The organism is Kordia sp. E, from assembly GCF_056033805.1.
The window spans coordinates 1498427-1521798 of sequence record NZ_JBRASR010000002.1 but is presented as its reverse complement, the minus strand read 5'-3'; the positions used below and the strand labels follow the sequence as shown (position 1 = coordinate 1521798).

The following is a 23372-nucleotide window of genomic DNA, read 5'->3' as shown; positions in this document are numbered from 1 at the left end:
CGAGCTTCGGTTCACTTTTATTTTTTTATTCAATTTCCTAGTTCAAACGTTTTCTATCTTCTAAGGTTTCAGCGATAAGACTTTTTAAAATATCATTGTCTACCTTGTTGATTTGAATTGATTGAAAATCGTCTTGAAATGCCTTAATTTCTTGAGTACTAACATTTTTGACACGTAAATTTCGTGTCACTTCGCGCCATATATCCGAGAGTCGTCCAATAAGTTTTTTGTTGGATTGAAATTGTAATCGCAATTGAAGCAACATACTTTTTGTGTAATTCAGAAATTGTGGCATTTCTACAATTTGTTCTATACAACAGTCCATAAACTGCTGAATTTCATTTTCACTTTGAAAAGAGCAGAAGCTGTAATCATCAGCTGCATCATCTTTTTTACACACTATAATAGCAAGTGTATCTTTAATGATTGTTGTACAATCGTAATTAGCTTCATAGTAAATTTCTAAACCTAAATCTGTGTTGATTACTAAGACTTCATTACGTATTAATCCCGTTAAAAAGTTTTTCAACATATGCACTTCTTCGTGCGAGATCAACAATTGTTTTTTGAAATTTTTTTCGTTAATGTGGAGGTATTTTAATTCCATCTTACTATACATTTATGCAATTAGAGAATAGGGGACTTTTATAGGGAAATAAAAGTATCAACACCGACATAGATGCTAACTGTATTAAATTTAATACATTAACAGATAGAAAACATATTAAATTAGATTATTAGATAGAATTAAACGATAAAAGAAACTTATGTAACGACATTTGGAGTTATCAGAATAAGATTACTCTACAATTTCCATTTTCTTGAGTAAGAACGAAGCATTCATGTTGGAACAGATTCCTTTTTTCAGTAAATACCCAAAAAACAGTTCGTCATTGATGATTTCTGCATCGAAGAAGTAGTTTTTGACTTGATCAATTTCTTTTTCTAATTCACATAAACTTAGGTCGTGCGTTGCAATAATTCCTGCTGCGTTTTGAGAAGCGAGTTTTTGTACTATTTTTTTAGAACCCATTGCTTTGTCATGACTGTTGGTTCCTTTGAGAATTTCATCTAAAATGATGAAGTATGTATCGTCTTTTATTTTGTCTACAATCATTTTTAAGCGCTGTAATTCAGAAAAGAAGTATGATGCACCTTCTGCTAACGAATCAGTTGTACGCATGCTTGTAATAAGCTTTATGGGCGAATATGTTGCTTGTTCAGCACATATAGGCAAACCAGCATTAGACATTACTATACTTAAAGAAACCGTTCGTAAGAAAGTACTTTTCCCTGCCATGTTTGCACCAGTAACAATAAAAAATTCTGAGTTTCCTATATTGAAATCGTTGTCAATTCTATTATTGGTGCGTAATAACGGATGTCCTAATTGTGTTGCACTGATAACCTGTGTAGCGCTTTCAGTAATTGTTGGGTAGTTAAATTGTGGATGATTGAACGCAAAGTTTCCTAAACTGTTATACGCATCAAAGAACGTTACTACCTCAAACCATTGCGCAACTTTGTTTCGATGTTTTCCAATCCACGTTTCAATGTGATATGATTTTGAGATATCCCACAATAACAAGCCATTTAAGAAAATTCCAACTAAGATATTGTTACGATTGTCTAACGCATCAATTCGTTTTGAAAATTCGCGAACTAATGCGGATGCTTTTTGCACATCACTGTGAATATTTTGCTGCTTTTCTTGTAAGCTTTTTGTGGTAAATGTTTCTTCTTCAATACGCTGTAATAGGTGTCCGTATTGCTGAAATGTATCTTTGGCTTTGTTTGTATTGATGGAAAGTTGATTGATGTTTTTTAAGAAACGTCCTGTAATTCCTAAACCAAGTCCTATCCAAAGTAAAACATATAGAAACGGAATAATTTCCAGAAATGATAAGGTTATTATTGTAATGGATAACGCCGAAAAGATCATTGGCATATATCGAATTGCTTTTGGTAAAAAGTTTTTATATTCATGCAACCATGCTGTAATACTTTTAGATGTAGTTTCCACTTTTATAAGTAATGCAATTGCTGAAAAATGTTGTCGCCAATCTGCTTTTTCTCCTAATTCTCTAATCGCTTCTTGTCGTGTTGCAATGTTTGAAATTGTATTGCTTGCTAGCAATTGTGCCAGTTCATTTTTTCCTTCGCGTGTGGTTGCTCTGTTTAGATATTGAAAGAACGAAGCATTTCCAAAGAGATCAATATCATAACTAAATTCGTGTGAAGCATCAAGATATTCTTCACCTGTTGGTAGTTTGGAAAGATCACCATTGATGACATCTATTTCAAGTTGATTGCATTGTATTAGTGCTTTTAGCTTGTTGCTTTTGTATACTAAATCAGCATGACGAAATACAAGAAATAGAAAGATTGCCAAACCAACAATTCCGGCTACTATTACATATTGCCATTGTCCAAATAAGAGATACATCGCGAAAGCGATACTTAAAAAAACGAGCAAACGAAGTACACTTGATTGATTTAGTTTTCGTCGTTGAATTTTTAATTCTGCTTCAAATTTGGCTTTTTGCGCTTTATAGAAAGTAATCGGGTCTTGCATGATGGTATTCTGAGAAATATCTTGCCAAGAAACAAAAAAAAACGCAAACCATATAGATTTGCGTTCGCTAGTATTTCATCCTAAGAAAAGTTTAACAATTCTATTTGCAATACATTAGTTTTTGATAATTTTAAGCACTTTCTTTTTGAGTTGAATGAAATAAATTCCTTTGGTTAGTTGTTCAATATTAATAGCTTCATTTTCTACGATAGTTCCTTCTAATACTTTTTTACCATAGATATCAAGTATGCTATAGTTTTCTTGTTGTTTTAGATTGGTTAATTGAATTGAATTTGTAGCAGGATTTGGATACGCTTTTACTTTTGCTTCATTCACATCAACATCATTTACACTTAGGGTAGAATCATCAATATTTACAGAAAATGCTAAGTGTTGTCCGACTTGTGCTGCGCCATCCCTGTATAATACTCCGCCTGTGTAATTAGGAAAGAATGGCCCGTTGAATCCGTATCCAGTTAGTGTTGGCAGCGTAAAATCGGACACAATGATAGTGTATTGTGAGGAAGCATTCATAGCAATTGTAAGTGCAGAAAAGTCGAAAACAACAGTAGAATTCAGTTCTACATTATTTAGTGTCCCTAATACGTTTCCTGCTAATCCATCGCCTTCATATAAACGTACTGTAGCAAAGCCAATGTTATTCATAGGGCCTGTTGGTTGAGGCTGGAAACCTGAATTAAATGTAATACTTGTAAGTGTTCCTCCACACGAACTATCAGTTGTAAAAGAAATACCGATGGAGCTTCCGGCACCATCAAAGTTGGCATTGTCACTATACGATGGTCCGCATTGTGCATTTAGAAATAATGTTGCGCTCATAAACGCAAAAAAAACAAGTAGTTTTTTAGTCATAACATATAAGATTTAAGGTTAAGTATTGTAAATATATGCTACTAACCTTTTATCTTTCTTACGAATGTTCTGAACCACTTGTACAATGTTCTGAACAATTACTTTGTTATTCTAATGAGTTTTATAACAAGTTAATTTTCTGCAATAATTCGTCTTTGTATTTTTTTCCTATTGGAATACTTGTGCCTAAAATAACAACTGTATTATGATCAATTTGTTCTAGATAATTAAGATTTACAATATAGCTTCTATGCACACGTACAAATTGATTGTTGAGTTTGGTAATGATATGATTCAGATTTCCTCTAATAAGGTGTTTCTGTTCATTTTTTAATTGTATTTCTGCATATACATGCTCACTTTTGATGAATAAAATATTTTCAAATTTTAGTTTTATGAACACATTTTTATCCTTTATAAAAAACGCATCTTTTATGATGAGTTCTTCTTCATTGACTTCACCTACTCTTTTTGAATAGTTGTATAATGCAATTTCGATGGAAGAGTACAATTCATCTTTTGTAAATGGCTTTACCAAATAAGCAGGCGGCATTACTTTTTTAGCTTCAGAAACCGTTAATGGATCAGAGTTTGAAGTGAGGAATATAAAAGGAAAGTCGTACTCTTTTCTAATTTTTTCGGCAATATCAATTCCCGTTTTTCTTCCTGATAGTTGAATGTCTAGAATAGCAATGTCTGGTTTTTCTGTTTCAATTGCTTCAATGGCTTCCGTGTAGTTGATTACTGGCTCTAAGGCATCATATCCTAAATCATCGAGTGTATCACATATATGATCGGCAATGATGATTTCGTCTTCTACTACTAATATTTTTACTTTGCTCATACCTTTATTAGTCTAATAATGCTCTTGTGTTTGTGTCCTTAAACGTAATTTCGAAAGATGCGCCTCCTGTATTATTTACCATAAATTTTCCTTGTAATTGCTTGGTCAAACGTTTTACCAAACGCAGTCCTAAGCTTTTTACTTTTGCCAAATCAATAGTCTCATCTATTCCTTTTCCGTTGTCAGCTACTACTAATTTGTATTCTTCTTCATTGAGCTTATTGATAGAGATATTTAATTGATTTTCTTTGGTGGCATCAAACGCATATTTGTATGCATTTGTAATCAATTCATTTACAATTAAACCTAGTGGAATTGCCGTATCAATATCAAATTGCATGTTTTTGGTATTGATATTGGTTTGCACTTTTTTCTCAGAAGCATACATGTACGATAGTTCTTTGACCAACACATTTATATATTCATCAAAGTCAATTAAACCTGTTTCATTTTGATAGAGTTTTTGATGAATTAATGCCATCGATTTGACTCTATTTTTCCCTTCATTTGCCAAATTCAATGCTTTTTCATCTTCAATACCTTTGGTTTGTAATTCGAGTAAGCTTGATACAATTTGGAAGTTGTTCTTTACTCTGTGATGCACTTCTTTGAGTAATAACTGCTTTTCTTGCAAGGCTTTCTCTATGATTTTATTTTTTTCGTCTAGTATTTTTGAAGTTTTCTTTTTGCGTTGATACGCGTAATAAGCAAATCCTCCAAGAGCTAATGCAGCTATAAAAAGTGCTAATAGAATTTGCTGTAAATGTTTTTCTTGTTGAATTTCATTTTGTTGCTCCAACGTCATAATATCCATCGCTTCTGCATTTTGAATACTGTCTTTGTATTGTTTTTTTTCAAAAGCATACGTAAGCTCTAATTCTTTTTCGTTTTCTATTTTGGCTTTGTTAACTAAGGAATCTTTGGTACGTGAATAGTTATCTAAATAAAAAAAGGCTTTGTTTTTATTTCCTAAATCTTTATGTAGTGTTGCTAATGCTTTCGCGACATATTGTTTATCTTTTAGTTTATTGAGTTTATCCCAAATTTTATATGCTTTTTCAAACGAAACAATAGCGTTTGCTTTGTTGCTAATATTTGCCCAATAGTCGCCCGTAGTTTGATATAAGTATCCTAAAAAACTTGGATTTATTTTTGTAGGCAATCCTTTTTTTGCGCTGGAAAGGTACGTATATGCACTGTCAAATTTTTGTTCTTTCATTAATGCTCTTGCCATGTGAACAGAAGCATAGGCTTTTCCATACCCAAAGTTGATACTATCTGATAATGCTATAGAAGCATGCATATTGTCTTTTTGTTCTTTGACAGTAACACAGTTACAACTTGCGTAAATCATTCCTAAATTGTTTCGCCAAACAACAACACTTCTTTTATTATTTGTACGATCAAAATAAGTAAGCATTTCTTTTACCGCTTCCACACTTTCCTTGTAATATCCTTTAGAATAGTATAGAAAGCTTTTTCCTTGTAGAATTGGCAATAATTTTTCTCCATCTTTGTATTGCAACGCAATTTTTTGCGCTTCGTTTAGGTCCTTGATTGCATTGTCTGTTTGAGAAAAATTCCCATAAATATTTGATCGAAATGAATATGCATTGATCATTAATTCTTTGTCTTCAATTGCTTTTGCATATTCCAATGCTTTATTTACAGATTCAAACGCCTTATTATATTTACTCTGCGATTGGTACGCTCTTCCCATTGCAACATGAATTTTGCTCAAAGTTGCTACTTCATCAAGCTCTTCATATAATGCAATCGCTTTTTGAAAATTTTCAACAGATTCCACTTCACCATAATTACTTTTTAAAGCAATAGCGTATTGTGCTTTTGCCAATAACCTTTTATTATTTGCTTTTTGAGCAAGTTCTTTTTGAAGATTTAAAAGGTATGTAAGACTATCTTTTTGATTTGTTTTTGAAACAAGATCTGCAATACTATCGTATTGCTTTTGTAAATCACTTTGTTGTGCAGAAACATTTAGCGAAAAGCATAAAACTATAATAAAAAAGTAGCTTTTAAATGGTTTTATAGACATAAGAAATCTATTTCATGGTTAGTTTGAATGCTTGTAAAAGTACAATATGTTTTTAAACATTGAAAGGAGATGTATTTTTTAATAAAATACATCTCCTTCCCTAAATATCGATATGTTTGTAATACATTAATTTACCGTAATTTTCTTAACAATCGTTTTATGATTTCCATTTTTAATCTTTAAAAAGTACAAGCCTGATTGCAACTTGGAAACATCAATTTTTACAGCTCTATCCTGTTGGATAAGTTTGTTGCTTCCATATACCATTTGCCCTGTAATTGTATACATTGTAATGTTTGTTTTGTTAATTTGATTACTTTCAAATTGTATTGTTAGCAAATCATCTACAGGATTTGGACTTACACGTACTTCAACTGATAGTGCTTCTTCTTCTACTCCTAAAGTACTATTGATTCCTTTATACCATGCAAAATACCCAGGATTGAAAGTTCCTGCAACAAGATCTAAAATATTATCTCCATCTACATCTCCCAATGTTATGGAAGGAAATGCACCTATAGTTATATTAAGATCTCCTCCAAAACTTTGTAATGCATACGTTCCAAAATCTGGAGCCGTAACGGTACCAATGTTTTCTATCCAAGAAGGTATACCTCCATCTCTACCAAAACACATGTCAAAATCACCATCACCATCCACATCAACAAAATTAGGAACACTAATTAACACATCGCCATGTGGCCAGTTTCTTTGTATTAATGCCGATCCTGGATCTAAATCCCATGGGTTTTCTAAGTGATATTTACGTTCAAAAATAGGCGCAAGTTTTGTTCCTGTATTTAAAAAGTAAGATACAGAATCTCCTCCCATACCTACCATATCGTAGTCCATATCATTGTCTAAATCTACAAAGTTAGCACTAGGAAAGTTTGCTATGTTTTCGTTTTCTATTCCAGGAATTGTCGAATCTACAAAGTTTGGCACAGTTGCCGTTCCTGTATTTTCATAGTAATGAATATCATTCGTTGTAGCTGCGGTCTCATCCAATCTGGCAAAAACAAATAAATCGTAATCACCGTCATCGTCAATATCTATAAGTTCGCATCTAAGTTCATTATTTCCACCTGGAGCGTATTGAATAGCATCAATAGTTGGCAAAGCAGTTAGCACCCAATTTGGACTTGTAGCTGTACCCGTATTTTCAAAATAGAATATTCTTCCTTCTTGCGATTGACCTCCAGCAACGATATCTAAATCGCCATCGTTGTCCAAATCGACCAAAACTGGTTGTAATAATCTATTTAGTCCTAATGGTAATTCCGCTGTTTCGAGTCCAGCAGGATTAGGACCAGGAGCTGTAACAGCTGTATTTGCAAATAGCCCTGCTGCATTTGTGGTATGCGCTCCTTGAAGTTCCCAACCAGAATCTGGAAATAAGATCGTTTGCGCGTTTGCATAATAAAAACTTGATAATAACATCAAGCAAAGTAGTTTTTGTTTCATAAGATTTGAGTCTTTTCAATAGGTTAGTGAAACAAATATAATTTGAAAAGCTCTTGGTGTTTTCCACAATGTTCTAAACGCATCGTATAATGTTCTGAACTCTATTTTATTGTTATAAAGCAAAAAAAGCGAATACCTAATTAAAGATACTCGCTTTAAATTTTAGCATTTTTTTACTTACAGCTCTTTTTGATCTATGTATTTGAAAAAAGAAATAATTGTTTGTACAGCATTTGTATAGAATGTTGGGTGAATGTTCTCAAAATCATCCGTTGGCTTGTGATAATCTTTGTGGTCTTCTACACCAAAATAGATGAATGGAATTTTAGCTTCGTGAAATCCGGCATGATCGCTCATAGCTGTCCATTCTTTATGTCCAATTTTCAAGCTTAGTTCGCCAGCGGTTTCTATGTTTTCAATATACTTTTTATATGGTGGATAGTGTTGTGGACCTACTGCGTAGAGTTCATTTTTATCACTTCTACTTATCATGTCCATATTGATATTTAGCTTGATCTGTGATTTTTCTATTATTGGATTATCTACATAATAGTATGATCCTAACAATCCTTTTTCTTCCGCATCAAAAGCAGCAAGGATAACAGAATGTTTTGGTGGATGTTTTTGGAAGTATTCCGCGAAAGCAAACAACGCACTTATTCCTGAGGCATCATCATCTGCGCCATTGTATATTTTTCCATTTTTAATTCCTTCATGATCGTAATGTGCAGATATTACAATGTATTCATTTGGCTTCTCACTTCCTTTTACAAATCCTAAGATATTTTCACCTTGAATTTCTTTCATTGGAAATACTTGTACAAAGTTTTCCCCTAATGGTTTTACGTTCAATTTTTTGAACTCTCCAATGATATAGTTTTTAGCTTTTGTAGCGCCAGCAGTTCCTGTTTCTCGTCCTTCATAACTGTCTAACGACAATTCTTTTACATGATTTAATAAATTAGTTTTGCTAAAATCATATGATATTTCTTTTTGTATTTCTGAATTTTCTTGCGTTACTGTTTCAGGTTTTTTTTCTGTTTTGCAACTTATAAAAAGTAAAATAGAAATGATTAAAACGATTCTTGATACTTGCATATTGTTTTTTGAATGATATAAATTAGAGTTCTCAAATTACATTAATTCACATGATATAACTAAAAAATCCCAAGCGTTAACACTTGGGATTTTGATATATATTGTATGTGATTGAAATTTATCCTTTCAAGGATGCTTTTAAATATTCACGATTCATACGTGCAATATTTTCAAGAGAAATTCCTTTCGGGCATTCTACTTCACAAGCTCCTGTATTGGTACAGTTTCCAAATCCTTCTGCATCCATTTGGTTAACCATGTTCATTACACGATCTGTTGCTTCAACTTGTCCTTGTGGCAATAATGCAAATTGTGATACTTTCGCCGAAACAAATAGCATTGCACTTGAGTTTTTACACGTTGCTACACAAGCTCCACAACCAATACATGTTGCTGCATCAAAAGCAGTATCTGCATCTTGTTTGTTTACAGGAATTGCATTGGCATCAATTGTATTCCCAGACGTGTTTACGGAAATAAATCCTCCAGCATGCTGAATACGATCAAAAGAACCTCTATCTACAATTAAATCTTTGATTACAGGAAATGCTTTTGCTCTAAATGGTTCAATATAGATTGTATCGCCATCTTTAAACATACGCATGTGCAATTGACATGTAGTTACACCTCTATCTGGTCCATGTGCTTCGCCATTGATGTATAATGAACACATTCCACAAATACCTTCACGACAATCGTGATCGAATGCTACAGGCTCGTCTCCAGTATTTATAAGTTGTTCGTTTAAAACGTCTAACATTTCAAGGAAAGACATATCTGGTGAAATATCATTGACTTTATAATCAACCATTTTACCTTTATCGTTAGCGTTTTTTTGACGCCATATTTTTAACGTTAAATTCATAGCTTTCCTTATTTGTATGATCTTTGTTTTAATTCTATATCCTTGAACTCTAATTGTTCTTTATGTAATACTGCATCACTAGGTTCACCTTTGTATTCCCATGCTGATACATATGCAAAATCTTTATCGTTACGCAATGCTTCACCTTTTTGCTCTCCATCTAATTCAACAGAATCTTCTCTAAAGTGACCTCCACAAGATTCTTCTCTGTTAAGTGCATCTTTAGCAAATAATTCTCCTAATTCTAAGAAATCTGCTACACGACCTGCTTTTGCTAGTTCTTCGTTGTATTCTTCGTTCGTTCCAGGTACTTTAACTTCTTTCCAGAATTGCTCACGAAGTGCTTTTATTTCTGAAATTGCTTCCGTTAATCCTTTTACATTACGAGACATTCCAACTTTATTCCACATGATCTTTCCTAATTTCTTATGGAAATAATCTACAGAATGTTTTCCTTCATTTGTAACGAAGAAATTTAATTTCTCTTTCACTTCTTTCTCAGCTTCAACAAATTCTTTTGAATCTGTTGAAATTGGTCCAGTACGAATATCATCAGATAAATAATCACCTATTGTGTATGGTAATACAAAATATCCGTCTGCCAATCCTTGCATTAAAGCAGAAGCTCCTAATCGGTTTGCACCATGATCTGAGAAGTTTGCTTCACCGATACAATATAAACCAGGAACAGTTGTCATTAAGTTATAATCTACCCAAACTCCACCCATTGTGTAGTGAACTGCTGGATAAATCATCATTGGTGTGTTGTATGGATCTTGATCTACGATCTTCTCATACATTTGGAATAAGTTTCCGTATTTATTTTTTACTACTTCTTGTCCTAATTTTTTAACTAGCGCTGCATCATCTTCATTTAATCCTTTTACATGCGCTTGCTCTTTTCCATAACGTTGAATTGCAGAAGCAAAGTCTAAAAATACAGCTTCACCAGTTGCATTGACACCGTAACCAGCATCACAACGTTCTTTTGCCGCACGAGATGCAACATCACGAGGAACTAAGTTTCCAAAGGCTGGATAACGACGTTCTAAGTAATAATCTCTATCATCTTCTGCTAAATCTTTAGGTTTTAATGATCCAGCCTTAATAGCCTCAACATCTTTCATGTTTTTTGGAACCCAAATACGTCCATCATTACGTAGAGACTCAGACATCAATGTTAATTTTGATTGATGATCTCCAGAAACAGGAATACATGTTGGGTGAATTTGTGTGTAACAAGGATTTGCAAAGTATGCACCACGTTTGTGTGCTTTCCAAGCTGCTGTTACATTACTTCCCATCGCATTTGTTGATAAGAAGAATACGTTACCATAACCACCAGTTCCAAGAACTACAGCATGTGCTGAATGACGTTCTACTTCTCCAGTAATTAAGTTACGTGTTATAATTCCACGAGCTTTCCCATCAACTTTTACAACGTCTAACATTTCGTGACGATTGTACATTTTGATTTTACCACGACCAATTTGGCGGTTCATAGCAGAATACGCTCCTAATAATAATTGTTGCCCAGTTTGTCCGGCTGCATAAAATGTTCTTGATACAAGAACTCCACCAAACGAACGGTTATCAAGCAATCCACCATAATCACGAGCAAAAGGAACTCCTTGTGCTACACATTGATCAATGATGTTTGCAGAAACCTCAGCCAAACGATATACGTTTGCTTCACGCGAACGATAATCTCCTCCTTTTACGGTATCGTAAAAAAGTCTGTATGTTGAATCTCCATCTCCTTGATAGTTTTTTGCTGCGTTGATTCCTCCTTGTGCTGCAATTGAGTGCGCACGACGTGGAGAATCTTGAAAACAAAATGCTTTTACATTATATCCAAGCTCTGCTAAGGTAGCAGCAGCTGAACCTCCAGCCAATCCAGTACCAACAACGATAACATCAATGTTACGTTTGTTTGCTGGATTTACTAAGTCAATGTTATTTTTATAATTAGTCCACTTATCTGCTAGTGGTCCTTGAGGTGTTTTTGAATCTAAAGCCATAGTTCTGATAAGTTTTTTAATGAGTTCCTGAAAAATGGTGGAATAAAGCGATAAAAATAAATCCTACTGGGATTCCGATTGCATATACTTTACTAACACCTTTTAATGCTTTTGTATACTTATTGTTTGCTCCAACTGATTGAAATGCTGAACCAAATCCATGTAGTAAGTGTAATGCTAAGAATACAAATCCAACACAGTATAAAGCAACTCTCCAAATTGGTTCAAATTTGTGAACTAACTCTTCATGATACCTATATCCACTTGTTGCGTCTGCTGGATTGATTAATCCTGACATATCGCCATCAATAAACTTGACATTCAATTCAGGAATCCAAAAGTCAATAAAGTGAATTACTAAGAATACAAGGATAAATCCTCCACTCCAAATCATATTTCTACTCATCCAAGTAGAGTTTGCATTTCCATTATTCTTTGCATAGCTTACTTGTCGTGCACTGTTGTTTTTGAGTTCTAATATAAATCCCATTACAAAGTGAAAAATCACTCCAATAATCAATACTGGTTGTAAAAGATATTGTACAGCCCAAAATGTTCCCATAAAATGAGACGCTTCATTGAAAGCATCTGGACTAAATACAGAAAGAATATTGATTGCAAAGTGTTGTAAGATAAAAAACATTAGGAAGAGTGCTGAAAGTGCCATCGCAAACTTTCTTCCAATCGAAGAATTTAAAATTCCGCTCATTATAATTGTGATTAATTATTTGTTTCACAAATATACGGAGCACTCAGATGGTCTACAAATTTTAACCCTTGTTTTAAAGTCTATTTAGAATGGATTTAATTAAAAGTTGAATCTAGGATTCACAATAGAATTGTAGATTGACCCAAATGAATAACTAAAGCCAATTGTAGCCCAATAATTATAGCCAGACTGCAATTGTTGTTGTTGAAGCAATAATTCTTCCAGTGATACATCACCAGCAGGAAGATTGATTTGATTTCTGGTAATTCTATAATTTCCTCCAACGTTAAAATTGAAACCTTTAAATACTCTGATATTAGCACCTAAATAAAACCCTAAAGAATTAAGCCTTGTATCGTGTAAGTATTGATTAAAAGATACTTCCCCATTAATATTCCCCCATTCTTGACGAACACTACCACCTAATAAAAGAGAGTGTTCAAAGACGAGTTCTTTCTCTTCACCAAATACGGATCGCTCTATATAATCATTAAAAACTAATCCATTTCGATACGATAAAATAAGTTGTTTTTTTGCAGATTGCTCATACGTAAAAAAGTTATACTCTATTGCTGGCTTAAATCTCCAAAACAAGTTATAATTACGATAGGTTGAAGTTCCTATATCTCCAAAGAAACCAAAAGACCAATGACTACTTATACTCAAAACATCACTTACATTTAAGGACTTATTGTTATTAATTGCTACAATATCTTCCCCATCAAAAGTAAAGGTCGATTTGTTTTCACCAAAACTAGCTCTCAATGAAAATTTATTTTTCTCAGTGACTCTTTTGGCAGAAACATTAAAATTTAAATTACTCGATTTATTTGTTTCTTCTCCATTAAAATAACCACGAGCTGCAAGTCTGAATACCCAAAAGTTCCAAGCATCTTTTTCTACAACTTCTGTTTCATCTTCCAAACTAGGAACACTAACCGTTACATCAGTTATAGTTCCATTTTCTATCCAAAACCGAACAAGACCGATTTTTATATGTTTTAATATTTCACTCCTAACAACATCACTAGTCATATCAGTATTAGTAGAGAATTCTATTTTATAATTGATTTTTTCAAATTCTTTTTTACCAATAAAATCAATTTCATATAAACGTCCACCACTTCCATTTGCCTGCGTAACAAAGAATAAATGGACATCACTAAGACCTTGATCTCTTACAAATTGAACATTGCTAAGGTTTTGTTTTATGTATGTGTGATCGCAAATGTTACAGTCGAGAAATATTTTGAGATTTTCATTTATAGTATCTTGTGAAAAAGCAATAGAAGAGATCAACATTATTGCAAGCAATGAAATAGACTTTAGCATAGTTTTATAAAGTATTAAATGAGATAACAGAAGTGACACTAATTTATTTCAACACAAACTATACCATTAAAAACTTATAATTTGAGTTCATTGGTAAAACTAAGTTGACCTTAGCCAAATAGTGTCAAAAAAATGTAAAAGAAGTGTCAACCATTGTGAAAATTCATGGAATTATGAATTATTTAAGGTGATTAATCAATTAATTAGAAACTTCAGGAATCAATCCTCTCAATCCCATATCAACAGGTTGCTCGCCAATAGCTGGCTCATATTTTCCATCAGCGTTTATTTCTGTCCACTCAAAGCTATTATTCACAGAGAATGAAAGTGTCACGACAACATCTTCGGTTTCGTTTCCAGTAATTGTGAATCCGTTTTCAAATTGTCCTGTAACTACACATGAACCTTGAGGCACAGGCGACGAATTAAATAACGGATTTGGAACTGTTGTTGCACCAGCTGGCGCTTGTCCTTGTACTGTAAATCCTAAGGCTTCAAATGCCCAAAATCCCTGCAACTTGTTTTCATTCACCGTAATTAAGTTCCCGTTTATATCAAACCCAGTAATGTAACTATTGTATCCTACAAAACTTGCCAATGTGCCTGTGATATCATTTCCATCTTGCAAGAAATTGATACTTCCTTCTTGATATGCTAATGAAACACGAACCCAATCGTATGTTCCTGCTGTAACTTCTTCTAATGGAATCATCATAAAAACTTCATTATCTCCTGCAAATTGTGCATTTTGAAAATCGATTGCTGTAGTTCCTCCTGCAGTAGTTTCAGCTCCTTTGTAAATGATTTCTCCTTGACCTAAGAGTGTGTTTGCACTTGGAGCCAATTCAATATAGTTAGCGCTCATTTTACTAAAAACAGGCGATTGTGCTGCATTGCCAGTTGGAATTGTTGCAGGTTGCCCCAAATTATTCAACCGTTGTTGTGTGGCATCAAACTTAAATTTTATGATCAAATTTGTTGCTTCAACATTTGGCGTACAACAATCTTCATCAGACGTACATGCTGTGAAACCTATGAGTACAATCGCGAAAGCAAAAATGATCTTTTTCATGATAAATAATTTATGTAATAACGTTCAAATTTTAAAAAAAATATGCTAGAACTCAATTATTTACCGTTTTTTAATACTGGTTTTTTTTAAAGTAAGAAAGTTTACTTATTTTTAAAAATTCTTACTTGACTCAACCTCGCAATGAATATTTATATTCTTTCTATCAATTCCCGAATTTATTCTACGAATAGATTATACCATGAAGCCGCTAAAAGAGGACACAATGTTCGTGTTGTAGATCATACACGCTGTGCTGTTATTCTTGGTGATGAAAGCAAACCACAAATTTATTTAGGTCCAGAAAATATTACACATGGCGTTGATGCCATTATTCCACGTATTGGAACTTCCGTCACACGACATGGAGCCGCTATTGTGAAGCAGTTTGAAATGGATGGCGCTTTTACTACGGCAAAATCATTGGGAATTATTCGCTCACGAAATAAGTTGCGTACGATGCAAATATTAGCTCGAAAACGCATTCCGATTCCGAAAACATTGTTTGCAAAAGATACATCTAATATTAAAGAACATATTAAACTGCTTGGTGGCGCACCTATTATTATAAAGCTTCAGGAAGGAACACAAGGATTGGGCGTGATGATTGCCGAAAGTAAAAAATCTGCAAAGTCAATTATTGAATCGTTGTATAATATGAACGTCAATATTATTCTGCAAGAGTTTATTGAAGAAGCCAACGGACAAGATATTCGCGTATATATTGTTGGAAATAAAATTGTCGCTTCTATGATGCGAAGTAGCACAGATGAAGATTTTAGAAGTAATGTTCATCGTGGCGGAACGACAACATCTGTGACGTTGACAGATTATGAAAAGAAAATTGCGGTTCGTACTGCAAAAGTACTTGGTTTGCCTGTTTGTGGTGTGGACATTATTCGTTCCAATCGTGGACCTTTGGTTATTGAAGCCAATTCTTCTGCTGGATTGGAAGGAATTGAATCGCATACGAAAGTGAATATTGCAGGAGAAATTATTAAATATTTAGAAAAGAATGTTCGAAAATTCGGAAAATAAAACCATTACTATTCACGGAGAAAGCGTCAAGCCTGGCGAAGATAAATGGATTAAAATTCCTATTGACCGTTTGCCAACCGGAACCTTGATTGATATTCCAATTTATGTGTATAATGCTAAGAGACCTGGACCAACATTGTTGGTGCAAGGTGGTTTGCATGGTGATGAGATAAATGGCGTGGAAATTATCCGCAGAATGTTGTTTGAAAATTATTTTAAGATAAAAAGTGGCGCTGTCATTGTATTGCCTTTGTTGAATATTTTTGGCTTTATACATTTTTCACGACAAGTACCTGATGGAAAAGATGTGAACCGTAGTTTTCCTGGTGTTCAGCATGGTTCGCTTGCCGCGAGAATTGCCTATGAAGTAACACACAAAGTGTTACCACAAATTGATTTTGGAATTGATTTACATACAGGTGGCGCACAACGACATAATCATCCGCAGATTCGCTATACCGAAAGCATGCCTGAAAGTAAAACGTTAGCAGAAGTGTTTAATGCGCCTTTTTATTTTGCGACTTCCTTGATTGAGAAATCATTTCGAAAAGCAGCTTATGATCGTAAAATACCTATTATAGTATATGAAGGTGGTGAAAGCATGCGCTTTGATGAATATGTTATTAAAGAAGGGATTCAAGGTGTGTTGAATGTCATGAAATATGTGGGCATGATTGATAAGATTGACCCAATGCTGATTGAACGTGAAGAAAGTGAATTTCTCACCAAACGCAAATGGTTACGCGCTCCAACTGCAGGTATGTTTGTTCCACAAGTGTTAAACGGAAGTTCTATTAAAAAAGGAGAAGTGCTCGGTTTTGTAACCGACACCTTTGCCAATTATTGCGAAGAAGTAAAAGCGCCATATGATGGTTTTGTGTTTTGCATTAACAACCAAGCTGTTGTGAATTATGGTGATGCGTTGTTTCATGTTGGTCAGTAACAGCCTTAGTGACCAATGCTGAACTTGTTTTAGTATCTCGAAAAACCTCTAATCATATTTCAATAAACTTCAAACAAAATTTCGCCTTCTTTTTATACTATTTTTCATTTTTCTCTTGATAAAAAAACGAAACAAAAAAATCAAGTTTGAGATAGGAAATTGCTAAATCTTCCACTGATAGTTTTGGAATATTCTTGTTTTCATAATGTTTCGTTTTAAATTTATAGGTCAAAACAAGTGAATTCGCGAAAGCGTGACAAAAAATTTCGTTCAACACGGAGCAACTCATGCCAAACACTTTGTTGTTATGTTTTTTGAATGAAATAGCATGCGATTTTTGTTTCGGGTTCAAAGAACACAAATAAGTCTCCGTCACTCCAAAAATTCATTTCTTCAAAATATTGCTTGTACCAATCTTTTTCTGGTTTTACATTTGTTTTTGCAGTTTTAACACCTGCATAATCTCCAAATTGACATAGGAATTTCATTGGCTTTTTTGATTTTGGACAGATTGGAATTTCAGGGTTTTGAATCCAGTTTGGCACTCCAGCAATACCAAGGTCAAAAGTATAATCGCCTATTTTTTCACTTTCAAAATTTTTCTGTTCAAATATGATAAATGAATCGTCTTTTAAGTCATCATAAGCAGTACCAACTTCTTCAACTTCCTCTTTGTTTATACAAATCGGTTTTAAAGGATTGCTATAATCGACCCAAACTCTATCGATATCAAGATATATTGGACAAATTAAGTGTACATCAAAAGGAAGCCATGTAAAAGCTGCATCTTCATGACTTATTTTGCCTAGGTATTGAAACGAACCAGGACATTTATTTTCAGGAATTGTAAAAGTTTCAGGTATATTTCCACCAAAATAGCTTTTCCCTTTTGAAGATTTTTCTAGAGAATATAGCTTATTAATTGAGAACTCTTTGTACGCTAGTTTACCTATTGCATTCTCAATTTCAAGACTATCCACTAGATATCCTTTTTTTTCCTGTTTTCCGTCTGAAAATAATTTTGCACCATTTAAGAGATTGTTTTCTCCAAATGAGAGTTCAATGTATGTGCGTAAGTTTTTAGCAACTTGTTTATCGACCAATTGCGTTTGAATAAAGTTAGTACAATCTTCTCCACCATCTAATGTAACTTCCCAACCTGATAGGTATTGTGTTTTATTGTTAGCATTATCTTTACTGCCAAATAGTTTTTTAAAAAAGCTCATCCTATACAATGTTTATAAATTGATACTTGTAGAATTTCTGTTATTGTTAAAGCTATAAGAATCTAAATCGATATCAAAATATTTTTTGATTTCAATAGTATTTAATGAAAAAACCACCACACGAAAATTTCTTTCCGCACAGTGGCAAATCAGCATGAGAATGCTTCTTTTATAATTTAGTCTTAGCTAACGATCTCTTATTAGAAGTTAAACTAATTTTCATATTCTTATTTTCTTTTTCTTTGCTTTCCCAAAGAAAAGAAACAAAAGAAAGGGAATTTTTAGTTCATGCATTCTTATTTTATCTTTTGGTATTCATGAATGCAAAGCATTTCCAGAGATGTTTTTAGCTGAAAAAGCTAAAACCGTATTTATTTTTCTAAATTTTCTCCAAGGCTTCAAAAGTTCTTAACAAAAAATGAATCCTACACTACGGAAAAAACTAAGTTTATTAACTTTGAGTTTCACTAAAATAAATCTAAGTTTGGCCAAAATTTAATGGCTCCAATTCCTTGCTCAACAGCTTTTTTAAGTTCACCGTTATGTGTAGGATCTCCTTTTTTATATTTTTTTGAAAGATTTGTTAAGATTACATAACTCACACCATTATTCATTTTCTTCAAAACAGTTCCTGTTCCTGCCATGCTTCCGCCATGCGACCAGTTTCCACCACTTACAGACCAACCTTTGGCATAATTTGAAACTGATGATTTTGTGGTCATAGTTTTAATAGTGCTACTTTTTAAAATATCTTTTTTAGAACTTTGTCCATCTACACGAACCATAAATTTCATTAAGTCTACTGAAGAAGCAATCCAACCACCGTGACTGTCCATTCTAGTCATTTGTAAGTCGTATGGTTTTCTGTCTGAATAATACACAACTTCCTTGTAACGAGCATCTTTCTTTTTGTTTTTACCAATAAACATTTGTGAAATTCCACATTTCTTTAGAATGCTGTTACGCAAATAACTTTCGTAGCTTTTCCCTGTTTTCTTTTCAATAATTCTTCCTAATAGATTGTATCCAAAGTTTGAATATTGATAACGCGTTCCTGGTGTATGAGTCGGATTACGCTCGTCTAAAAGCCAACCAATATGTTTTTTTCTATTTAGACTTTTCTTTTGAAACATCGGATCTCCCCAAGTGTCTGTTTCTTTTGGTGTTAAGTTATTGTCCCAAGTATCTCCACCAGCTGTGTGTTCTAGTAATTGCTGAACAGTTATTGCTTTTTCTCTATTACTTAAGTTCTTTTTTCCATAACTACTTCCTAAAATACTATTTTTCCCAAGTACTTTATCGCTTAGTTTTAGCTTCTTTTGTTCTACTAATTTCATAATAGCAACACTTGTAATTGGCTTAGATACACTTGCTAAACGCATTAAACTTGTAGCAGCAGCAATGGTTTTCTTTTCTTTATCTCCATAACCATATCCTTTTGCATAAACTAGCTTTCCATCTTTTACAATTCCAATAGTTACCGCAGGAACTTTGAAATCTTTCATTACTTTTTTGATTTTACTGTCTAATTGATTTACATCTTTGCTTTTCCAAGTCGTTACATTTTTAAAAGCTGCTGCATATCCTGCCGTTTTTCCAGCATCATGTCCACTTACCGAAATTGGAACATATCCTTGATAGTAATGATTATCAAATTGCAATTGGTAGTTTTTAGGATTCATGTTATGTCGTGCACTAAATCGTCCAAACTTTTTTTCCATGATGCAAGCGTAATACGTTTTCTTTCCTACATTATAACTATCTACTTGTGTTACACGATATCCTTGTTTCCAATATTTTACTACTGTTTCTTGGTATTGTTTGCTTGATAATCTATGACGTGCAACATATCCTGACGCATTTCCTTTTTTCCAAATGGCAGCGTAGTAGTCTTTTCCCTTGACTCCGTAACCGCTGACATGTACTAAACGGTAACCATCATTTTTGTTCTTTTTAAATTCGGCAGAATATTGTTTACTTGTTAAACCGTGACGCGCTCGTAATCCGCTTGTACTTTGTTTGTTCCAAATAGCCGCATATAATGCTTTCTTTCCATTAGAATATCCATCAACATGTACCAAACGATATCCGTTTTTATGATTTTTTGTAACCTCATCTTGGTATTGTTTTGAAGTTAGGTTGTGACGTGCAATGAGTCCAGATGTTTTTCCTTTTTCCCATAAGACAGCAAATTTTATTTTTCCGTTTACGTAATAGCCATCTACATACGTTAGTTTGTAACCAGCTTTGTGAAATTTGGTTACTTCCGCTTGATATTGTGCAGACGAAAGATTGTGTCGTGCCGAATAATTTCTTAATGTTTTTACCGCTGGCGGTTTTTCTTCATTGTTGGCATTTTTACCTTTTTTTGTTTCTGCATTTGCGAATGATAGTAGTAACATCATTCCAAATAATACTAGTGTTTTTGTTGTATTCATCATTTTGATTTTTAAAATTAATAACGATGCAAACCTAGTATTGGCAACGGGTTCCAGTGTCCCGTATTATTGAAACTAAAAGAATTGGGACTCGTATGGGTGTTTTTCCCGAAACACAGTAGGTGACATTCCTGTATGTTTTTTGAAGGAATTGTAAAAAGCCGATTTTGAATTGAATCCGGCTTCCAAGCCAATTGACAATACAGGATATTCTATAAATGCAGGATGCGATAGTTTTGACTTTACTTCCTTAATTCGGTAACTATTGACAAAATCAGAAAAGTTGTGTCCACTTAACGCGTTGATTACTTGTGAAAGGTAATTTGAGCTAATATTTATCTCTTCAGATAGTGTACTGAGTTTTATTTCAGGGTTTCGATAGCGTTTTTCTTCTTCCATTAAGGAACATATTTCTTTATAATATGAATTATCATTAGAGATACTTAGTCCTTTTTTCTGTTGTTGCAATTGAAGAAGCTTCTTTTCCGTTAGTTTTGCAATGAGTTGAAATAGATACAAATGGTTTTCTGTAAAGAAATTACGTTCTGAATGTTCGGCATCCAACACACCTTTGAGTTTTCCGTCAATGTAGATTGGAACTGCTAATTCTGACAAACGTGCTTTGTCATCAACAATATAACGCTTGTCTTTACTTGTATCTTTGATGAGTTCGTAGTTTCCCGTTTTGGCAACACTTCCTACAATACCTTTCCCAACAGGAATTTCTTTGGGTTCATGCACCTCAAAAGTATCTTGTTGTTTGTTTCCAAAAGCTGCTTCTTGCTGTAATATTTGCTTTTTTTCATCTAACAGATATAATACACAATCTTCTAATTGAAGTTTGGAAATACAGTTTTCTATAATATCCCAAAGGACTTCTTTCGTTTTATTTTTGTCAAATAAAGATGTTGCAAAGTAACTTAGAATTGCAATGACTTGCGATTGATTTTGCTTTAGTACACTTACCGCTTTTGGGTCAAATAATTCATCCAATCCAGAGCGTTTGAAAACCGTTTCTTCTTTTTGTTTTTCTTCTTGAATTTTTAATAAATGCGTACTACTTTTTATGTAGAATATATAGTAACATCCTAAATACGCAAACCATAACGGATAGTAATTATAATTTCCACTAACATTTACATTCGTTTTTATGTATAAGAGCGTTAACAACCAAAAAACACTTAACAAAATCAACGTCATGTAGATGTTTTTTAACCATTTCGTTTTACGAATAACAACCTGATATGATAGTTCCCCTAAGTCTTTTTCATAGTTTTTAATGATCCTATAATTCCAAACACCAATGGCAAACGAGAATAATAATGCTAAGTTTTCATTCCATTCCATACGAATGTTTCCAACTGTTTCACGGGAAAGTATTGAATAGTCTACCAAGAAATTGATTTTTACTATTGTGTAAATGAGAAAGAATACTGCAAACGGAATAAGTAAGTAGTTTTTGTATTTTTTGAAGAGTTTTTCTTTTTTAAGATATGCGCAGGTAAACGCAGTAAAGATTACTGGCGCTAAAAATTCGAACGGAACAACCAATAAGGCTAGCGCTCTGTATTTCTTGGTAATACGGATATCAAATGAAATGTATTGCAGAATGGCAACGGATGTAATAATCAGAAACCAATAGAAATAGCGCGTTGCTTTGTCGTTAATTTTTTGCGTACATATATGATAGACTACTAGACATAAAAGTCCGATAGCGCCGACGAATATTGTTGAGTTGTATAGATTCCAGTTTAACATCTTTAGGTAGGTTTAGTTACCTAAAGATAACTAAAATAAAATTTGACTCCCTTGATTTTCTTCTGGTTGGTTGTAAAAATTGTATGAGTTGAAGGTTTCTTTATTTTCTTGAGTAATATACGTTTAGAGCTAAACAAGAATCTTTCTAGTAACGCTCATTTATGTCTTGACACAAAAACAAGCCAAAAAAGTCAAGACGACCTATAGGAAATTGCTGTGCAACATTCGTTCATGCGTTTCATACTTGAAGCTTCGCTTCGCAGTTCCACTTTTTACTCATTATTTCTGAAGATCGTCGTACGAACAAGCATTCAACAATTATACTAAATTTTAGTTTTATACTAGTTGAAAATACTTTTTGTTAGTTACTATAAATCAAAATTAATTGTAGCATTAACCGGAATTCCTATTAGATACGCAGGAACAAAGTTTCCGAAGGAATTCAGCTTTTTAATAATGTCTTTTTTAGTAAAACCATCTTTCAATGTATCTGTGTCACTTTCAATGTTTGTGATGAGTCCATTTCTATCAATATATAACGTCACAATTCGAAATTCAAAATCATGCCCGGCAGCTTCTTTTCCTTTGTATGTAAAGTGTTTTTGCAGAAAGTTTTGAATAATGTAATCATTTCCAATAAATTTGGCTGGACTTTCTGTTTGAGGATAATATTTAGATAAGTCCAATACTTTTGACATTTCTTGTCTGGTTGAATTTTTATAAATATCCCAAGCTTTTCTTCTAGCTTTGTTATAAACATCTGCTCCGTATTTTAAACGAATTAAGTCAGCCATTTTTTTCGTAAAACACATATGATAACCTTCTGAGTTATTTTCCATGTAAATGGAATATGTAGCATACATATATGTTTGATAAAAAAACTCAAATTCCTTATCTAAATCTATTTTTTCATTGATATAATCGTAATATGCCATTAATTTTTCATTATTAAAATCAGTAATAGCTTCCGCTGTTTTTTCTTTACAATCTTCCTCCGTATTCGTTTGAGAAATCGCTTGTAAGCTTAGTAAAGCAGTTAGTATACAAAAGAAGTGTTTCATAT

Annotated in this window: 18 protein-coding genes; 2 read left to right on the top strand and 16 right to left on the bottom strand. The window is 33.3% G+C overall.

Features of this window, described 5'->3' with window-relative positions; translation table 11 throughout:
* Positions 1–37: 37 nt before the first annotated feature.
* The 12 genes from ACUUYC_RS09790 to ACUUYC_RS09735 form a co-directional block, all read right to left on the bottom strand.
* On the bottom strand, positions 38–607 hold the full coding sequence (locus ACUUYC_RS09790; protein WP_474265546.1) for a hypothetical protein: 570 nt from the start codon (positions 605–607) through the stop codon (positions 38–40).
* 192 nt (positions 608–799) lie between these two features.
* Entirely contained in the window at positions 800–2575 is a 1776-nt protein-coding gene (locus ACUUYC_RS09785) for a MutS-related protein (protein ID WP_474265544.1), read from the bottom strand.
* Between the two features lie 114 nt (positions 2576–2689).
* A complete protein-coding gene (locus ACUUYC_RS09780; RefSeq protein ID WP_474265543.1) occupies positions 2690–3448 on the bottom strand; it encodes a T9SS type A sorting domain-containing protein in 759 nt (252 codons plus the stop codon).
* A gap of 121 nt (positions 3449–3569) precedes the next feature.
* A complete protein-coding gene (locus ACUUYC_RS09775; RefSeq protein WP_474265542.1) occupies positions 3570–4292 on the bottom strand; it encodes a LytR/AlgR family response regulator transcription factor in 723 nt (240 codons plus the stop codon).
* 7 nt (positions 4293–4299) lie between these two features.
* The gene (locus ACUUYC_RS09770) at positions 4300–6348 is read right to left on the bottom strand and encodes a tetratricopeptide repeat-containing sensor histidine kinase (RefSeq protein ID WP_474265541.1); all 2049 of its coding nucleotides are present in this window, start codon (positions 6346–6348) and stop codon (positions 4300–4302) included.
* 126 nt (positions 6349–6474) lie between these two features.
* Positions 6475–7812: a T9SS type A sorting domain-containing protein gene (locus ACUUYC_RS09765; RefSeq protein WP_474265540.1), complete on the bottom strand. Its 1338-nt coding sequence runs from the start codon at positions 7810–7812 to the stop codon at positions 6475–6477.
* A gap of 177 nt (positions 7813–7989) precedes the next feature.
* Positions 7990–8910, bottom strand: a complete 921-nt coding sequence (locus tag ACUUYC_RS09760; protein ID WP_474265539.1) for a M28 family peptidase — start codon at positions 8908–8910, stop codon at positions 7990–7992.
* A 118-nt stretch (positions 8911–9028) separates the two neighbouring features.
* The gene (locus tag ACUUYC_RS09755; protein WP_474265538.1) at positions 9029–9775 is read right to left on the bottom strand and encodes a succinate dehydrogenase/fumarate reductase iron-sulfur subunit; all 747 of its coding nucleotides are present in this window, start codon (positions 9773–9775) and stop codon (positions 9029–9031) included.
* An 8-nt stretch (positions 9776–9783) separates the two neighbouring features.
* A complete protein-coding gene (locus ACUUYC_RS09750) occupies positions 9784–11796 on the bottom strand; it encodes a fumarate reductase/succinate dehydrogenase flavoprotein subunit (protein ID WP_474265536.1) in 2013 nt (670 codons plus the stop codon).
* 16 nt (positions 11797–11812) lie between these two features.
* Positions 11813–12505, bottom strand: coding sequence for a succinate dehydrogenase cytochrome b subunit (locus ACUUYC_RS09745; RefSeq protein ID WP_474265535.1), 693 nt, complete (start codon positions 12503–12505; stop codon positions 11813–11815).
* Between the two features lie 99 nt (positions 12506–12604).
* A complete protein-coding gene (locus tag ACUUYC_RS09740; protein ID WP_474265534.1) occupies positions 12605–13837 on the bottom strand; it encodes a hypothetical protein in 1233 nt (410 codons plus the stop codon).
* A 199-nt stretch (positions 13838–14036) separates the two neighbouring features.
* Positions 14037–14909, bottom strand: a complete 873-nt coding sequence (locus ACUUYC_RS09735) for a hypothetical protein (RefSeq protein WP_474265533.1) — start codon at positions 14907–14909, stop codon at positions 14037–14039.
* Positions 14910–15050: 141 nt separating this feature from the next.
* Between ACUUYC_RS09735 and ACUUYC_RS09730 the strand changes: the two genes are divergently transcribed.
* Positions 15051–15944 carry a RimK family alpha-L-glutamate ligase gene (locus ACUUYC_RS09730; RefSeq protein ID WP_474265532.1) on the top strand — a complete coding sequence of 298 codons (894 nt, stop codon included), beginning with the start codon at positions 15051–15053 and terminating at the stop codon, positions 15942–15944.
* Positions 15922–16887 (top strand): succinylglutamate desuccinylase/aspartoacylase family protein, encoded by a 966-nt coding sequence (locus tag ACUUYC_RS09725; protein WP_474265531.1) that lies wholly within the window; start codon positions 15922–15924, stop codon positions 16885–16887. Before ACUUYC_RS09730 ends, ACUUYC_RS09725 begins: the two co-directional genes overlap by 23 nt.
* A 305-nt stretch (positions 16888–17192) precedes the next feature.
* On the opposite strand, the gene ACUUYC_RS09720 is transcribed toward ACUUYC_RS09725, so the two are convergent.
* From ACUUYC_RS09720 to ACUUYC_RS09705, 4 genes are all read right to left on the bottom strand, one after another.
* Positions 17193–18113, bottom strand: a complete 921-nt coding sequence (locus tag ACUUYC_RS09720) for a hypothetical protein (RefSeq protein WP_474265530.1) — start codon at positions 18111–18113, stop codon at positions 17193–17195.
* Positions 18114–18580: 467 nt separating this feature from the next.
* On the bottom strand, positions 18581–20554 hold the full coding sequence (locus tag ACUUYC_RS09715) for a serine hydrolase (protein ID WP_474265529.1): 1974 nt from the start codon (positions 20552–20554) through the stop codon (positions 18581–18583).
* 72 nt (positions 20555–20626) lie between these two features.
* Positions 20627–22309, bottom strand: coding sequence for a helix-turn-helix domain-containing protein (locus ACUUYC_RS09710; protein WP_474265527.1), 1683 nt, complete (start codon positions 22307–22309; stop codon positions 20627–20629).
* A gap of 368 nt (positions 22310–22677) precedes the next feature.
* On the bottom strand, positions 22678–23370 hold the full coding sequence (locus ACUUYC_RS09705; protein ID WP_474265526.1) for a hypothetical protein: 693 nt from the start codon (positions 23368–23370) through the stop codon (positions 22678–22680).
* Between the last annotated feature and the right edge of the window lie 2 nt (positions 23371–23372).

Coding starts and splice junctions, on each gene's coding strand:
- ACUUYC_RS09790 (WP_474265546.1), bottom strand. CDS start 607: ATGGAATTAAAATACCTCCACATTAACGAAAAAAATTTCAAAAAACAA.
- ACUUYC_RS09785 (WP_474265544.1), bottom strand. CDS start 2,575: ATGCAAGACCCGATTACTTTCTATAAAGCGCAAAAAGCCAAATTTGAA.
- ACUUYC_RS09780 (WP_474265543.1), bottom strand. CDS start 3,448: ATGACTAAAAAACTACTTGTTTTTTTTGCGTTTATGAGCGCAACATTA.
- ACUUYC_RS09775 (WP_474265542.1), bottom strand. CDS start 4,292: ATGAGCAAAGTAAAAATATTAGTAGTAGAAGACGAAATCATCATTGCC.
- ACUUYC_RS09770 (WP_474265541.1), bottom strand. CDS start 6,348: ATGTCTATAAAACCATTTAAAAGCTACTTTTTTATTATAGTTTTATGC.
- ACUUYC_RS09765 (WP_474265540.1), bottom strand. CDS start 7,812: ATGAAACAAAAACTACTTTGCTTGATGTTATTATCAAGTTTTTATTAT.
- ACUUYC_RS09760 (WP_474265539.1), bottom strand. CDS start 8,910: ATGCAAGTATCAAGAATCGTTTTAATCATTTCTATTTTACTTTTTATA.
- ACUUYC_RS09755 (WP_474265538.1), bottom strand. CDS start 9,775: ATGAATTTAACGTTAAAAATATGGCGTCAAAAAAACGCTAACGATAAA.
- ACUUYC_RS09750 (WP_474265536.1), bottom strand. CDS start 11,796: ATGGCTTTAGATTCAAAAACACCTCAAGGACCACTAGCAGATAAGTGG.
- ACUUYC_RS09745 (WP_474265535.1), bottom strand. CDS start 12,505: ATGAGCGGAATTTTAAATTCTTCGATTGGAAGAAAGTTTGCGATGGCA.
- ACUUYC_RS09740 (WP_474265534.1), bottom strand. CDS start 13,837: ATGCTAAAGTCTATTTCATTGCTTGCAATAATGTTGATCTCTTCTATT.
- ACUUYC_RS09735 (WP_474265533.1), bottom strand. CDS start 14,909: ATGAAAAAGATCATTTTTGCTTTCGCGATTGTACTCATAGGTTTCACA.
- ACUUYC_RS09730 (WP_474265532.1), top strand. CDS start 15,051: ATGAATATTTATATTCTTTCTATCAATTCCCGAATTTATTCTACGAAT.
- ACUUYC_RS09725 (WP_474265531.1), top strand. CDS start 15,922: ATGTTCGAAAATTCGGAAAATAAAACCATTACTATTCACGGAGAAAGC.
- ACUUYC_RS09720 (WP_474265530.1), bottom strand. CDS start 18,113: ATGAGCTTTTTTAAAAAACTATTTGGCAGTAAAGATAATGCTAACAAT.
- ACUUYC_RS09715 (WP_474265529.1), bottom strand. CDS start 20,554: ATGATGAATACAACAAAAACACTAGTATTATTTGGAATGATGTTACTA.
- ACUUYC_RS09710 (WP_474265527.1), bottom strand. CDS start 22,309: ATGTTAAACTGGAATCTATACAACTCAACAATATTCGTCGGCGCTATC.
- ACUUYC_RS09705 (WP_474265526.1), bottom strand. CDS start 23,370: ATGAAACACTTCTTTTGTATACTAACTGCTTTACTAAGCTTACAAGCG.